This window comes from Acinetobacter rudis (assembly GCF_000829675.1).
Lineage (GTDB): Bacteria > Pseudomonadota > Gammaproteobacteria > Pseudomonadales > Moraxellaceae > Acinetobacter > Acinetobacter rudis.
In genome coordinates, this window is the sequence record NZ_BBRX01000031.1 from 1 (window position 1) to 13,453 (window position 13,453).

Annotated in this window: 15 protein-coding genes; 4 read left to right on the forward strand and 11 right to left on the reverse strand. The window is 38.3% G+C overall.

Annotation, left to right across the window (positions count from 1 at the left end; genetic code table 11):
* From Aru01_RS09160 to Aru01_RS09170, 3 genes are all read right to left on the reverse strand, one after another.
* Window positions 1-350, reverse strand: a 350-nt coding sequence (locus tag Aru01_RS09160; protein ID WP_217995750.1) for a hypothetical protein, incomplete at its 3' end; no start/stop codon positions are given.
* Window positions 351-764: 414 nt separating this feature from the next.
* The gene (locus Aru01_RS09165; protein ID WP_155757970.1) at window positions 765-917 is read right to left on the reverse strand and encodes a hypothetical protein; all 153 of its coding nucleotides are present in this window, start codon (window positions 915-917) and stop codon (window positions 765-767) included.
* Window positions 910-1,329, reverse strand: a complete 420-nt coding sequence (locus Aru01_RS09170) for a hypothetical protein (RefSeq protein WP_016656902.1) — start codon at window positions 1,327-1,329, stop codon at window positions 910-912. Before Aru01_RS09170 ends, Aru01_RS09165 begins: the two co-directional genes overlap by 8 nt.
* Window positions 1,330-1,400: 71 nt before the next feature.
* Here Aru01_RS09170 and Aru01_RS09175 point away from each other — a divergent pair, with 71 nt between their 5' ends.
* Entirely contained in the window at window positions 1,401-2,168 is a 768-nt protein-coding gene (locus Aru01_RS09175; RefSeq protein ID WP_016656903.1) for a hypothetical protein, read from the forward strand.
* An 87-nt stretch (window positions 2,169-2,255) separates the two neighbouring features.
* Here the strand turns inward: Aru01_RS09175 and Aru01_RS09180 are convergent, their stop codons facing one another.
* Both Aru01_RS09180 and Aru01_RS09185 read right to left on the reverse strand, forming a co-directional pair.
* Window positions 2,256-2,519 carry a YeaC family protein gene (locus Aru01_RS09180; RefSeq protein ID WP_016656904.1) on the reverse strand — a complete coding sequence of 88 codons (264 nt, stop codon included), beginning with the start codon at window positions 2,517-2,519 and terminating at the stop codon, window positions 2,256-2,258.
* 2 nt (window positions 2,520-2,521) lie between these two features.
* Complete coding sequence (locus tag Aru01_RS09185; RefSeq protein WP_016656905.1) at window positions 2,522-3,427, reverse strand: NAD(+) kinase; 906 nt, start codon at window positions 3,425-3,427, stop codon at window positions 2,522-2,524.
* 185 nt (window positions 3,428-3,612) lie between these two features.
* Here Aru01_RS09185 and mrcB point away from each other — a divergent pair, with 185 nt between their 5' ends.
* Entirely contained in the window at window positions 3,613-5,985 is a 2,373-nt protein-coding gene (mrcB, locus tag Aru01_RS09190; protein ID WP_016656906.1) for a penicillin-binding protein 1B, read from the forward strand.
* A 129-nt stretch (window positions 5,986-6,114) separates the two neighbouring features.
* Window positions 6,115-6,675 (forward strand): hypothetical protein, encoded by a 561-nt coding sequence (locus Aru01_RS09195; RefSeq protein WP_016656907.1) that lies wholly within the window; start codon window positions 6,115-6,117, stop codon window positions 6,673-6,675.
* Window positions 6,676-6,689: 14 nt separating this feature from the next.
* Here Aru01_RS09195 and Aru01_RS09200 read toward each other — a convergent pair whose 3' ends face one another.
* Window positions 6,690-7,598 (reverse strand): NUDIX domain-containing protein, encoded by a 909-nt coding sequence (locus tag Aru01_RS09200; RefSeq protein ID WP_016656908.1) that lies wholly within the window; start codon window positions 7,596-7,598, stop codon window positions 6,690-6,692.
* 134 nt (window positions 7,599-7,732) lie between these two features.
* On the opposite strand from Aru01_RS09200, the gene hemP reads away from it, so the two are divergent.
* A complete protein-coding gene (hemP, locus tag Aru01_RS09205; RefSeq protein WP_016656909.1) occupies window positions 7,733-7,903 on the forward strand; it encodes a hemin uptake protein HemP in 171 nt (56 codons plus the stop codon).
* A 107-nt stretch (window positions 7,904-8,010) separates the two neighbouring features.
* Here hemP and Aru01_RS09210 read toward each other — a convergent pair whose 3' ends face one another.
* From Aru01_RS09210 to tsaA, 5 genes are all read right to left on the reverse strand, one after another.
* Entirely contained in the window at window positions 8,011-9,390 is a 1,380-nt protein-coding gene (locus tag Aru01_RS09210; RefSeq protein WP_016656910.1) for a sensor histidine kinase, read from the reverse strand.
* Between the two features lie 7 nt (window positions 9,391-9,397).
* On the reverse strand, window positions 9,398-10,066 hold the full coding sequence (locus Aru01_RS09215) for a response regulator transcription factor (protein WP_016656911.1): 669 nt from the start codon (window positions 10,064-10,066) through the stop codon (window positions 9,398-9,400).
* 123 nt (window positions 10,067-10,189) lie between these two features.
* Window positions 10,190-10,561, reverse strand: coding sequence for a NirD/YgiW/YdeI family stress tolerance protein (locus Aru01_RS09220; protein WP_016656912.1), 372 nt, complete (start codon window positions 10,559-10,561; stop codon window positions 10,190-10,192).
* A 136-nt stretch (window positions 10,562-10,697) separates the two neighbouring features.
* On the reverse strand, window positions 10,698-12,434 hold the full coding sequence (tfpB, locus tag Aru01_RS09225; RefSeq protein WP_016656913.1) for a type IV pilus assembly ATPase TfpB: 1,737 nt from the start codon (window positions 12,432-12,434) through the stop codon (window positions 10,698-10,700).
* Window positions 12,435-12,617: 183 nt separating this feature from the next.
* On the reverse strand, window positions 12,618-13,355 hold the full coding sequence (gene tsaA, locus Aru01_RS09230; protein ID WP_040331247.1) for a tRNA (N6-threonylcarbamoyladenosine(37)-N6)-methyltransferase TrmO: 738 nt from the start codon (window positions 13,353-13,355) through the stop codon (window positions 12,618-12,620).
* Between the last annotated feature and the right edge of the window lie 98 nt (window positions 13,356-13,453).

Genomic DNA, 13,453 nt, shown 5'->3' on the forward strand with positions numbered 1-13,453 from the left:
GACTCTTTAGGTATTGAATATGCCCCATACCGCGGAAACCTATGAACAATCCAATACATTTTTTTATCTAAGAATTTTATTTCAGCTAGCCCATTTTTACCGCCAAAACTACTATTGAAATCAACTTGATATAAACCTGTTGAAATTTTTTTCCCTCTGATAGGATTATTACAATCATCTCTTTTGCCATAATTAGAAACATAACAATACTCTCCAATCAACTTGTGATCTACCTGAGTTAAGTTAATTGTAAAAACATATAATGGTATACCTTCATCATTACTTGGACCTTCATCAAACCACGAACTTATGATTTCTAATTTTTCTGCATAACTGTTCACTGTAATCATTAGACAAAATCCTAAAAATAAGAAATTTCCTACCACTCTCAAATTATCCATTAATACTAGAACTACGATCATTAAAATTATTTAAGCGCTTAAAAAATACTACTAGAATCAATATTTTTTAATAAGTTTTTCAAAATCTCCGCTCCTAATTATTAAGTATATTTTTCATAATATTAAATAAAGTTTACCTTTCATTTTTATTTGGAGGGTATCTACTTATATATTGTTACCTTATCAACTACTTCCACAATAGCCCCTTGATCAGCTATTTCATTTATTTTTTTTCATTCCAATAGAGTTATCTAGAATAATTTTTATCGTAAAATTATTCAGTTCTACGCTTACATCAATAACTAATTTTTCTTGATAACTGTCAACAGGTTTTAAAATAGAGACATGATAAGAAGTGCCTATTTATAATGTTAATTTACAACTTCCATTTTCGTCACATATTTTTTGTTTTTGATTTATTTCATTAGAAAAACTTCCGTTAAATGGAAAATTATCAATTTTTTTATTATTTGTATCTACAACGAAAATATCTAAAGTAATATATGAATTATTCATTAATACTACCACAGTCATCATCATTTTCATGGATGTTCATCACAGGGAGATCCACAAAAAGATGAACGATCGTATTCGTTAATTTATCTATATAAAATCGTTTTGTCTCTATCTCTTGTTCTTGGCTCTTAGTGTTTAAATGCTCAAAAAAAACGGGTTCATGATCATCTGTTCTGAATCCTATAATCTGCGTGGGATTTGAGTGTTTTATATTCTTTTCTAGCGACTCCACTTTAGAAGGAATAAAAAATTTTCGACTATAGTCAGTTGGCGCTTTAGGTAACACATTTTCAGGCGCAAGTACCCTTTCTCCACTTTCAAAAACGTGCTGCCCTGCCTTAAAGACAACTTTACCATTTGTTGTAACCGTTACTCCCTGACTATCAATCAAAATTTGCGATCCACCAGCCATCGTTATTACTCTTTATTTATTTACATTGTTAAGTAATACTACAAAATATTTAAAGATTGAGCAATCGCATTATGACCATGATCCTTTCAGCCCATATTGGGGATTGTATAGTTATTGCTGCAGACAAACGCTCCATGATCTGTGATATCCAGTCAGGGGCCTTACAACTACACTCAGACCAAGAACAAAAAATTAAATTATGGCCGCGAGGAGCTATTGCCATCACGGGTGAAAAGATTTTTTCAAATCGTATTGAACAGCACTTTATTAATCATCAACAAGGTCTACTTAAGCTGTTAGATCTAATTGATGATGAGCTAAACAAACGAATGGTAGAGGGTGTTCCAATTGAAAACCTAAAGCATTCCACTATTGTATATTCTTATTTTGATGGTAATCAAACTAGACTTTTTTCAATATCTACAGCTCCATTCTTTGAAGTAATACAAAAAAATGGCAACAATATCATTCAGCCCTATGTTCATGAAATCAAGGAAAACTTTGTTAATGTAAACTGTTTTAATATTCCTGCTGACATAAGTAGTTTGCAGAATTTTCAAAAAAAAATTAAACCGCTCCAGAGTTTTACTCAAGATCTAGATTGCATTAATTATTATATAACACTGTTAAAACCAGTCTTTGTAAACCATGCCTCTATAGATCCTAGCATAACGACATGCTTTGATCTCTATATACAATCTTGTGAAACAGGTAAAAATATTGCTCTACATGTACCTAATTTAGCGTCAAGCACCACTACAACTAAAGAATTAAACTACTTCAAAACACTTAAGAAAAATCAACAACTCACTCAACATTTCAAGTTGAATAGTAACTAAAAATTAGGGAAACTCTAAGCACATCATATCAATAAACGAGCCCACTATTTCATATATAAAATAGTGGGTCACAATATTGAATTTGAATTAAATGAAACGGATAGGTTTTTCAGTTTCCTCATGGCTATGTGAAGAACAACTGTCCTCTTCCTTTTGCGGTTTAGAGATGTATCCTGTACGTTGAGTCGGATCAACATGCTGATGTTCCCAAGCAATCACAGCCTGCATACAGGTTTGACGCTGTTCAGCAGTTAAGGCAACCCCATTTGGCCATTTACCAATTTCAACTGCAGTTTTTAAACGTTCAACGATGTTTTCATCTAACATCGAAAGCATTTGTTCTATGTTCATATCTAATCCTGCTGATGCAAAGCTTCAAATTCTTGGTTCCAACCCAGTTTAGTTCGACATGCCATATAGAAGTCGTAACCAGGTGGATGCAATAAAGTAAGTTTGTACGGGTGCTTACGAATATATAAATTATCACCGATATTCAGTGCCACACTATGTTGCCCATCTGCACTGACCATAGGCATTACCCGATTTTCACGAATACGAATCTTGATCTCACTTTGCCCACCCACAACAATCGGACGTGAAGACAAAGTGTGAGGATGCATTGGTACTAAGGCAATAGCATCCATACTTGGATGTAAAATTGGCCCACCACCAGACAGTGAGTAAGCTGTTGAACCTGTAGGCGTCGAAACAATTAGACCATCACTGTGCTGACGATATACATATTGGCCATCAATATTTAACTCAAAGTCGATCATATGAACAGACTTACCCGAGTGCAACACGACATCGTTTAACGCAATTGCGTCAAAAATGAGTTCATTTTTACTGCGAATTTCAAGCTCAAGTAAAAATCGTCTGTCCAGCTGAAATTGACCTTGTAAAACCTGATCTAACTTCAGCAATACATCACTTGGATTAATATCTGTCAAAAATCCTAAACGGCCACGGTTCACCCCAAGTACAGGTGTACCATACTTCACTAAGGCTCGTGCAGCATGGAGTAAAGTACCATCCCCACCAACGACAATCACTAAATCTGTGACTTCACCCAATAGGTGGCGACTGACCGTTTGTGTATTACGGTACGGGACAAATTTTGCTGTATCTGCATCCAATACTGGATTTAACCCTAGGCGCAACAGATGATCATGGATAAGACAAAGAGACTCTACGGCTGAAGTTTTGTCTGGTCGCCCAATTAAACCAATATTTCTAAATGTTTTTGGTAAAATTTGCACGTATGATCAGGCTCCGTAGGGATTTCGGCTATAATAGCATTAATATTTTCATTTTTAAAAAACAATACGCTACGAAATCACAGCATATTGTTGTCACCATCAGTAACATTTCACAGTTTAATTATTGCAAATTCAAGAAAAGCTTCGCATGATGGTCAAAAATCATCAGGCGATCTCTGACATATATGAAGTTTCAACGTGGTATAGGCTTAATAGCGCTCATATTTTCTCTGCTCATCATTGCAGCTGCAATTGCTTTTAGCATTTATCTAGTGCGTTTGGATAATGTTATCCGCGATAAATTTGAAGGCAACCGCTGGGACATTCCCGCTAAAGTTTTTGCTCGCCCGCTAGAAATCTATAGCAATGCGCCAGTTGGCCAAGCAGATGTAGAGCAAGAGTTAAAATTGCTCGGTTATAAACAGAGCAGTAACTATGAAAAATCTGGTAGTTATGTGCAAAGAGATGGTGCACTTTATGTGCATACTCGTGGTTTTGACTTTGGTGACAGTGTAGACCCTGAACAAGTCTTACAAATTTCATTTGCCAACAATCAGGTCAGTGACGTACGTGCGACAAAGCCCTCAAGTACAGGGATCGCCCGCCTTGAACCGATGTTAATTGGTGGTATCTATCCACAGCACAATGAAGATCGAGTGTTAATCAAACTCAACAAAGTGCCTAAATCACTGATTGAAGCTTTAATCGCGACTGAAGACCGTAATTTTTATCAGCATCATGGTATTTCAGTTCGAGGTACAGCACGCGCTATTGTCAGTAATATTACTGGTGGGCGACGTCAAGGTGGTTCTACTTTGACCCAACAGCTGGTTAAAAACTTTTATTTAAGCCCTGAGAAAACATTGAAGCGTAAAGTCAATGAGGCGCTAATGGCCTTTTTACTTGAGCTTCATTACAGCAAAGATGAAATCTTAGAAGCCTATCTAAATGAAGTAAATTTGGGGCAAAATGGTAACTATTCGATAAATGGTTATGGCTTGGCCTCACAGTTTTACTTTGGTTTACCTTTACGAGAGTTAAATACAGCACAGCAAGCTTACCTCGTGGGCTTAGTACAAGGACCTACCCTCTATAATCCATGGAAAAATCCTGAAGGTGCGCTAAAACGTCGTAATGTTGTATTAAACAATATGTTGGTCATGGGCTATTTATCTCAACAACAGTATGAAACTGAGTCTGCTCGTCCTCTTGGAGTCGTCAGTAAACCAACAACAGGGCCATCACGCTTCCCTGATTTTCTTGATATTGTGCGTCGCCAACTTAAAAGTGAATATCAGGAATCGGCTTTAACCAATCAAGGCCTACGTATTTTTACAACGCTAGACCCAATCGCACAAACACGAGTGCAAAATAGTTTTAGACAGACAGTCACTAAATTATCTAATGCCAATCCACAGCGTTTAAAAAACTTGCAAGGTGCTGTTTTGGTGACGCATCCTGAAAATGGTGAATTGGTTGCAGCCGTAGGCTCAACACAAGACTTCACTGGTTTTAACCGTGCCCTAGATGCAAAACGTCAAGTCGGTTCACTACTTAAGCCTGTGATTTATTTATCTGCACTTGAATCAGGCCGATATACTTGGGCCAGCAAGATAGACGACAGTCCAATTAGTCTGAATATTAATGGTACAAATAACTGGACACCGAAGAACTATAGCGGTACGAGTTATGGCTCTGTACCTATGGTACGTGCTTTAGCAAACTCGTATAACTTATCAGCAGTTCGATTAGGTAATGAATTTGGTGTTTCGAGTTTCAGTAATCACTTGATTAAATTTGGTGTGAATTCGAAAATCCCAAGTTATCCATCGATTTTCCTTGGTGCTGTTGATATGTCTCCAATGGAAGTACTCAGTATTTATAGTAACTTTGCTACAGGTGGCTTTAAGTATCCAATCAAATCAATTCGCTCAGTCGTAGATGATAAAGGTAAGGTACTTGATCGCTATAGTTTGAGTGTTCAACAAACCATTGATCCAACATCTGCTTACCTACTTAACTATGGTCTACAACAAGTGATGAGCTCAGGTACAGGTCGTGCAAGCTATAACACCTTCTCACCCGAGCTTAAATTGGCAGGTAAATCAGGAACCACGAATGATGCTCGAGATTCATGGTTTGCAGGATACTCTGGCAACCATGTTGCTGTGGTATGGCTTGGCTTAGATGACAATAAAATTACTGGATTAACAGGTTCGAGTGGTGCTCTCCCTGTCTGGATTAATGTCATGAAGCAACTACGACAAAAACCAGTAAATCTAAAACAAACAGGTGATATTCAATGGCATTGGGTGGATCTGGAAAGTGGTAACCTCTCAGCCCAAAATTGTGAGGGTGCGATGTATATGCCAATGACACAGTTTAGTGTCCCACGTCATGCAACAGCGTGTGGTTTACCCTATTATGAGGTACAGCCAACGTATATCCCTGATGCAGAGAACAGTGCAGAAAATGGAAATAATGAGGAGCAAAACAATCAGACCAACAATGATGATGAACAATTTATGCAAAATGAGCCCAATCCTTTAAGCCAATAATATTGAGTCCATAAGATTTAAGGCCAATTACTCATTCAAGCCCTGCTGACAATTCATTGCACAGTAGGGCTTTTCATTTATAAAGAACTTTGAGTATGCTAATAGATATTTTCACCGCATCAATTCGATATGAAATTTAAACAATCTTTAGCACTTACTAGTATTCTCATCAGTCTTGTGGGTTGTCAGAGTCTGCCAACCGAAACGACCAGTAAGCCACCACAGCCTACGCAGAACAAAACACCTGCTCAAGAAAAAACCCCGTCTGGTGTAACCACAACACCCTATGAGCAACCAGAAATCAAACGCCAACCGATCGTTGTACAGCCCCCTAAACAAGCAGTACAAAGACAACATTTTGAAGATGGTCAACAACTCCCCGCCTTTAAGCAGTTAATGCAACAAAGCCAACTTGCTTTACAACGTGGTCAGCTTGATCAAGCAGAACAATATGCGATGCAAGCTCAGCGTCTTGCTCCGCAGTCAGCTGAGAACTTTCTATATTTGGCACTCATCGCCGAAAAACGAAAGCAGCCCAATAATGCTGAATCTTTAGCACGTCGTGGTCTCAGTTTTGCACAAAGTAAAAACCTTGAGAAACAACTTTGGCAAGTGATCATGAGCGCAGGCCAACAACAGAACAAAGCCAAAGTAGTGAGTGAGGCTCAAGCCCAGTTACAACGACTTTAGAGTATATCCGCGTATTAAAAATTACGGATACCCGCCAGACCATAAGCATGATTTTGCTCTGCCAAGACTAAATCTTGTGGATGTATACCACCTAAGGCAAAAACCGGTAACTGTGTGAGTGCTGCGAGTTGAGAAAACTGGGGCCATCCTAGTCCTTGTTGATCAGGATGTGTAGGTGTAGATATTACTGGGCTTAAGCTGATCGCATCAAAACCTAAACGATTCGCGTACAGAATCGAAGCCTCATCATGGCAAGCTGCAAAACTACGTATATGCCTTGGTAAATCCTGTTCATTCATCTGCATAAACTGTTGCTGCTTAAAATGTACAGCAGCAACCTGTGTCTGCTGTTGTGCTGTTAACTGCGACCAGATTTCGATGTTAACAATCAGTTGAGACAATACCTTTTCATCAACGTTTGATAAGACTTTAAGCAATGCATCATTTTGTTGAGTGGAAGAACAACGCAGATATAACCATCGATCTGCCTGTACTTGGTAGATCTCTTGCCAATCTGAGCTGATCTTAATTAACTTTGGCCAGAACAAACGTTGCACTATGCTATGGTTCGCTGCAGGAAAGTTCAATTGCGTTAATTCATCGCGTGTATACCATGCCCATGGAGCCTGTATAAGATCAAGCTGCGCGCGATCAATCTGACTAGAAAACACATGTAACTTTAGTCGTAAGTCATCGTATTGATGCTCAATCACTTCTACTGCATGCCAGTGCACTAAATCCACACCAACCTCTTCAAAAATTTCACGGCGGCATGCATCAACAGGAAGCTCGCCAGTCTCCACTTTCCCTCCAGGAAACTCATATTTATTACCCTGATGCTGTTTGGCACTGCGCCAACCTAAAAGTAGCTTAGCCTGATAGAACACTAAGCCAATTGCGACATCAATACACTTTTGAGACATAGAATTTTGTACTAAAACACAGAAGAGCCCCTAGTCTAAGCAATTGCTTTTTTATAAACCACAAAATTATGTTGACAGACCCATTCGATAATGATTATCATTTAAATCAATAAAAAACACCACGGAGTAACGCCATGAACGCACCATTTAGCCTATTTACCCGCAGCCACGAACAAAACCACGCTTTACCTATGTTGCATTCAAGCAATCTATTCTCGCTAGGTCGAGAAATCCGCATTATGCATGCAGGAGAAGAATATCGTTTGCGTCTCACACGTAACAACCGTTTAATCTTAACTAAATAATTAAACCAAGCTGAGAGCACACAATAAACTCAAACGTGGGAGTGGCAGTAATTATAACGATATAGATACTGCCCTTTTCTTTTGACCCATATTTTATGTTAAATGTTTTAATTCATTATATTCTTATTCACCAGACTTATACTTACGCTTAGACCACCCGTCGGCGCTCGACTAAACTGTAGTTGTCCTTGGTGTAATTCAATAATCTTTTTACAAATTGATAAGCCTAAGCCACTACCCTGTGTCTTACTTCCCAATGCACGATAAAATCTCTCACCCATACGATCTAAAGTTTCATTAGTGAGTTGTTGCCCATTATCTTCGATCAATAAAATGCTCTGTTGCTGAGTTTGTTGAAAGCGAATGGTGACTTTTGCAGAAAAGTCGCTATAACGTATGGCATTATCAATTAAGTTGCGTATACAGATATAAAGAAATTCACGCTGTGCCCACACCCAGTATTCGTCCTCTTGCTTCATGTCTTGTATTGGAAAATCTAATTGAACATCAATATTTTTTTCCACGATGAAGGGTTCTAAAGACGCTAATACCTCATGCAATAACCGCTGAATATCAAACTGCTGCTTATGTAACTGTTGTTGATCCGTTGGATCTAAGCGAGCCAATAACAATAAATTTTCAAGGACTTGTACTCCTCGGTTTAAATCTTGTTGTATCGCAACCAAATCTGGCTGTATTTGCTCTAAGTGTCCTACATGTTTACGCTGTAATACCTGTAAGCGCATTTGCATGGCTGAAAGTGGCGAGCGTAACTCATGTGCTGCATCTGCAGTGAAACGTTGCTCTGCGGCCAACGCATGTTGTAAGCGTGAGAATAACAAATTGAGCTGCTGTAAAATGGGTTGTAATTCTACGAACTCTGGTTGGATATTTTCAATTGGGCTTAAATCATTACTGTCTTTCGCTGCTATATGCTGTGATAGACGTTTAATTGAAGAAAATTGTTTCCTAACAGAGAAATTCAGTAGCAGTGCTTGTAATAACCATAAAATAATTAATCCTGCGGTGTAGACTGAAATACTGCCCCAGAAATCATCAAAACGTTCGGTTAAGGGCTGATAAAGTGTGACCTGCATATGACGCTCATTATCTTGTACGTGATAATAACGCCACAATTGTTGTTCATGCCATGCATAAGCATACTGACCATCTCCATAACTCAAAATTGAACTTGGCTTGATCGATGGAAATTCTTTAGATTGAGTGAGTAATTGCTGATCAAAGGTCAGTTGGTAGTTAATCGAAAATTCTTCACTGAGATCATCGACCTGTAGACCATGATTTTGCTTTATATCTCGACTTAAAAGCATATCAGCCACTTCATCCATAATCTCATCTTGCATACTCATGCTCTGATAAATAGAAATCAGCACTAAAAATAAAAGTGCAACAATCCCCGCAATCATAGAGCTCAGCATTGCCGTTTTTATTAATCGACTTTGCAAAGAAATATTGACCTTTGTCATGTCAAGCTTACTCTTTCGGTTCTTGATGCATGCGATAACCTAGTCCTCGAATCGTCTTAATCATTTTCACCCCAATTTTTTTACGAATTTGATAGATAAAAACTTCAATAGCATTACTTTCAATTTCATCGCCCCATGCATAAAGTGATTGTTCGAGTTGTTCGCGGGTCATCACATGGCCTGGACGTTGCATCAATTTATGTAAAATCTGAAACTCTTTAGCAGTCAAATTAACTACTGTACCCGCTTGAGTTAACACTTTAGCTTGTGGATCTAAACATAAATCAGCAAAACATAATTGTTGACTATGTACACTTTGTTGTTGGCGTAAATGACTACGAATACGAGCGGATAACTCTTCTAAACTAAAAGGCTTAACTAAATAATCATGTGCACCTAGGTCTAGGCCACTCACTCGATCTGAAATAGAATCACGTGCGGTGATAAAAATAACAGGGCAAGACAATTTAAGTTGCTGAATTTTTTCAATGATCTCATCACCACTGTTTTTCGGTAGGCCACGATCTAATAAAATACAATCATAGTCATGTTGTTCAATGGCCAAAATGGCATGATCCCCCCGCTCAACCCAATCTATACTATAACCATCCATTTCAAGCCATGTTTTAATACTTTCAGCTTGAGAAGCATCATCTTCAGCAAGTAAAATTCTCATAAATTAGCCCCAAGTTTTTTAACAAGATTCTAAACTTAATTATCAATTATAATAGCCAAAAACCACATGACATCATGACATGTGGTTTCTCATTCAATGAATTTTGACATTAAACACTAGCAATTAAAAACGTAGTGATTTCACATCAATTTCAACACGTTTCGTTGGTTTATAATCAACGTCAACCTCACCAACAAGCGTAATAGCCGTGTTTGCAGCAATTGGTCGACCTTGCCATAATTCATGATCAATTTCGACAGTAATACTGCCCGTCTGATCACGAAATTCATATTTTTCATCACCCAGTGATTTAACCACATTACCGCGTAATTCAACTTGTGTATTATCTTTTGCATTGAGTGCTTGCTTAACAGTTTTAAGGCTAACAACAGCCGCTTGATTCACCACATTTTGATTCACAGGTATATTGGCAATCGCTACGCTTGTGGTTGTAATCACCGCAGCTGCGATTAAAAATTTTGAGATTATTTTCATACTACTTTCCTCATTGTTTTGTGAGAGTTTATTGCGATACGATCATTTCGATATCTGTAGTTAAACAAATTCAGATGAAGTGAATCTTAAGAATTTTAATCAATCAAAAAAGTTGAATCATCACTCTTATACAATATTATCCCCAAGGTAAAACCGTAAAGACCTCATCTAAACTGGTTTCTCCTTGTAAAATCTGTTCAGCCGCAGCTATACGTAAAGGTAAAATGCCTGCTTTATATACAGCCTCACGTATGTGTAGATGTTGATTGCCCTGAATAATCTGTTGTTTTAAAGCCGTAGTAATAGGTAGAAACTCATAAAGAGCTATACGTCCCACAAAACCTGTTTCTCTACAATGAGGGCAACCTCGTGCTCGATAGAGCTGCTCAGGTTGCACATAGTGATAATCTGCAACAAGGTGCTGCCATTTAATCGCATCAACCAGCGCAAGTTGTTTACAATATGGGCAAAGTCTTCTTACTAAACGCTGCGCTAGAATACCCAATAAAGTTGCTGCAATTAAAAATGGTTGTATGCCTAGGTCCTGCAATCGAATCAAACTCGACACTGCATCTTGAGTATGTAACGTAGAAAAAACCAAATGTCCTGTGAGCGCGGCTTGAATCGCCATCTGTGCAGTGCGTTGATCACGGATCTCTCCAACCATAATAATATCAGGGTCTTGTCGCATCAGTGCTCGAATGGCCTCTGCAAAACCTAAATCTATTTTTGGATTAATCTGCATTTGATTAAAACTAGGTTCTAGCATTTCAATCGGATCTTCGATACTACAGACATTGAATTGTTCTGTAGCACATTGTTTGAGGGTCGAATATAACGTTGTTGTCTTGCCTGAACCTGTTGGCCCAGTCACTAAAATCATGCCATTTCTTGCTTGAATCAACTGCTGCCATGTCGCCAACAAATTTGCACTAAAACCCAATTGCGATAAATCTCTCAGCAAAAGCATTGGATCAAAAATCCTTAATACCATTTTTTCACCAAATGCCGTAGGTAAAGTTGATATACGCAGTTCTCGTTGTTCTTTGTGTGAGGTTTGCATAGCTAAACGACCGTCTTGTGGTCTGCGCCGCTCTGCAACATTAAGCTGTGCTAATATCTTAAGTCGAGCCACTACGGCATTAAATGTAGTCATCGGCATGCGATGAACACAGTGTAATAATCCATCGATGCGAAATCGAACTTGTCCCTGTATTTGACGCGGCTCTAGATGAATATCACTAGCTCTCTGTTCAAATGCAAATTGTAGTAACCAATCCACTAACTGCACGATATGTTGTTCATCAAGCTCACTCTCCACTTGAATGATAGCGGGTTCAGCAAATTGATGACGATCGTATTGTTTTTTTGCCGCATAAGTCGCTTGGTTAATACTGTAAAATTCAGACTGATATCGCTGCATTGTTTCAGGATCAAGTAGAACAACACTAATATTTTTGGGCTTTAAACTCATTGCCAATTGGGGAATCCACTGCTGATTAAATGGCTGTGTTGTCGCAATCCAAACCTGATCCTGCTGAATTTCGACAGCTAGGATATGATTTTTGAGTGCAAACTCTTGACTCATGATCTGAGTCAAAGCAGCGATGTCCAATTTAAGTGGATCTAATGTATAAAGTGCTAAGCCTGATTTCTTCGCCAGCCACAAACATAAATCATTTAAGTTCAGTGTAGATTTATGTTCAAGATTACATAATTTAAAATGTGCAATCCACTGCAAAGCATGCCACGACTGTTGCTCGGTACGACGTGGAGTTGTTCGAACTAAATCGAGATCACGTTGAGTGATCAAACCATCTTGATGTAGCTGCTGTAAACACCAAGTACTATCGATGTTAAAATCCACATGCATGAAATGTTATTCCTATATTATTTTATTCAAGGTTTCTTATTATTTTTTCTTTGGCCTTTAAGCAAAAACCCAATTACATCATCAACCAATAGACAACTTCTCTCCTTCTCTTTGCAATAAGCCGTCCAATCGAACTGATAGAGTAAATTGAAACGGCCTAGAAAACTTATCGCTGCAATCTATTTAATCTACTATCTTTTCAATCTGCACAATCTCGACCGCATAATCACTAACATTAAATTTAATATTAAATTCGGCAAACATCATGCCATAGATTCTTGTTGTGTCTTGTTGGTATGCAGGTCGGGGATCTAAAGCTAGCACTTGTTCAAGTTCAGCGATCTTTTGTGGAGTTAATAGACCTTGGGCTAGATACCCTTGTTGTTGCTCCACGGAGACATCTCGCCACACTACAGCCTTAGTCAGTGGTTGTTGTTGAGCATAACCACTTTGTGCATCCACAATCGCATCTGAATAATGAATATAGGGTTTTATATCAACGATCGGTGTGCCATCCAATAAGTCACTCCCAGAAACATAAATACGCACAGACTTACCCTGTTTTACCACTTTCTTAAACTTAACCACTGAAAGACCTAAAGCAGCGGGTCGGTACATACTACGAGTCGCAAAGACTCCTATTTTTTGATTGCCCCCCAAACGTGGTGGACGGACTTGTGCACGAAAACTAGGTGCTGCTGCCTCATTGGATGAAACTGCTTTATTATCATGAAAATTCCAAATTAGCCATAAATGGCTAAACTCTTCAATTCCTTCAAATGCCGCAAGATCATTATAAGGTGCCTGCATTTCCAAATAAGATTCAACTTCAACCAAATTTGGTTGTCGCGGAATTCCAAACTTTTCGCGAAATGGACTATGCATATACGCGATGATTGGGACTTGTATGCAGGGCTTCATCATTTTTACTCATAAGCTCAATTAATTTTATTCAGTTTATCGAGAATGATTTTAGTTTAGAATAGTGGTCTATATTAATTTTTTATGTTTATTGAGAC

What these genes read in the sequence shown, in the direction of transcription:
- Aru01_RS09195 (WP_016656907.1), top strand. Translation starts at nt 6,115, where the DNA reads ATGAAATTTAAACAATCTTTAGCACTTACTAGTATTCTCATCAGTCTT.
- Aru01_RS09210 (WP_016656910.1), bottom strand. Translation starts at nt 9,390, where the DNA reads ATGACAAAGGTCAATATTTCTTTGCAAAGTCGATTAATAAAAACGGCA.
- Aru01_RS09220 (WP_016656912.1), bottom strand. Translation starts at nt 10,561, where the DNA reads ATGAAAATAATCTCAAAATTTTTAATCGCAGCTGCGGTGATTACAACC.
- mrcB (WP_016656906.1), top strand. Translation starts at nt 3,613, where the DNA reads ATGAAGTTTCAACGTGGTATAGGCTTAATAGCGCTCATATTTTCTCTG.
- tfpB (WP_016656913.1), bottom strand. Translation starts at nt 12,434, where the DNA reads ATGCATGTGGATTTTAACATCGATAGTACTTGGTGTTTACAGCAGCTA.
- Aru01_RS09180 (WP_016656904.1), bottom strand. Translation starts at nt 2,519, where the DNA reads ATGAACATAGAACAAATGCTTTCGATGTTAGATGAAAACATCGTTGAA.
- hemP (WP_016656909.1), top strand. Translation starts at nt 7,733, where the DNA reads ATGAACGCACCATTTAGCCTATTTACCCGCAGCCACGAACAAAACCAC.
- Aru01_RS09170 (WP_016656902.1), bottom strand. Translation starts at nt 1,329, where the DNA reads ATGGCTGGTGGATCGCAAATTTTGATTGATAGTCAGGGAGTAACGGTT.
- Aru01_RS09175 (WP_016656903.1), top strand. Translation starts at nt 1,401, where the DNA reads ATGACCATGATCCTTTCAGCCCATATTGGGGATTGTATAGTTATTGCT.
- tsaA (WP_040331247.1), bottom strand. Translation starts at nt 13,355, where the DNA reads ATGAAGCCCTGCATACAAGTCCCAATCATCGCGTATATGCATAGTCCA.
- Aru01_RS09215 (WP_016656911.1), bottom strand. Translation starts at nt 10,066, where the DNA reads ATGAGAATTTTACTTGCTGAAGATGATGCTTCTCAAGCTGAAAGTATT.
- Aru01_RS09165 (WP_155757970.1), bottom strand. Translation starts at nt 917, where the DNA reads ATGAATAATTCATATATTACTTTAGATATTTTCGTTGTAGATACAAAT.
- Aru01_RS09200 (WP_016656908.1), bottom strand. Translation starts at nt 7,598, where the DNA reads ATGTCTCAAAAGTGTATTGATGTCGCAATTGGCTTAGTGTTCTATCAG.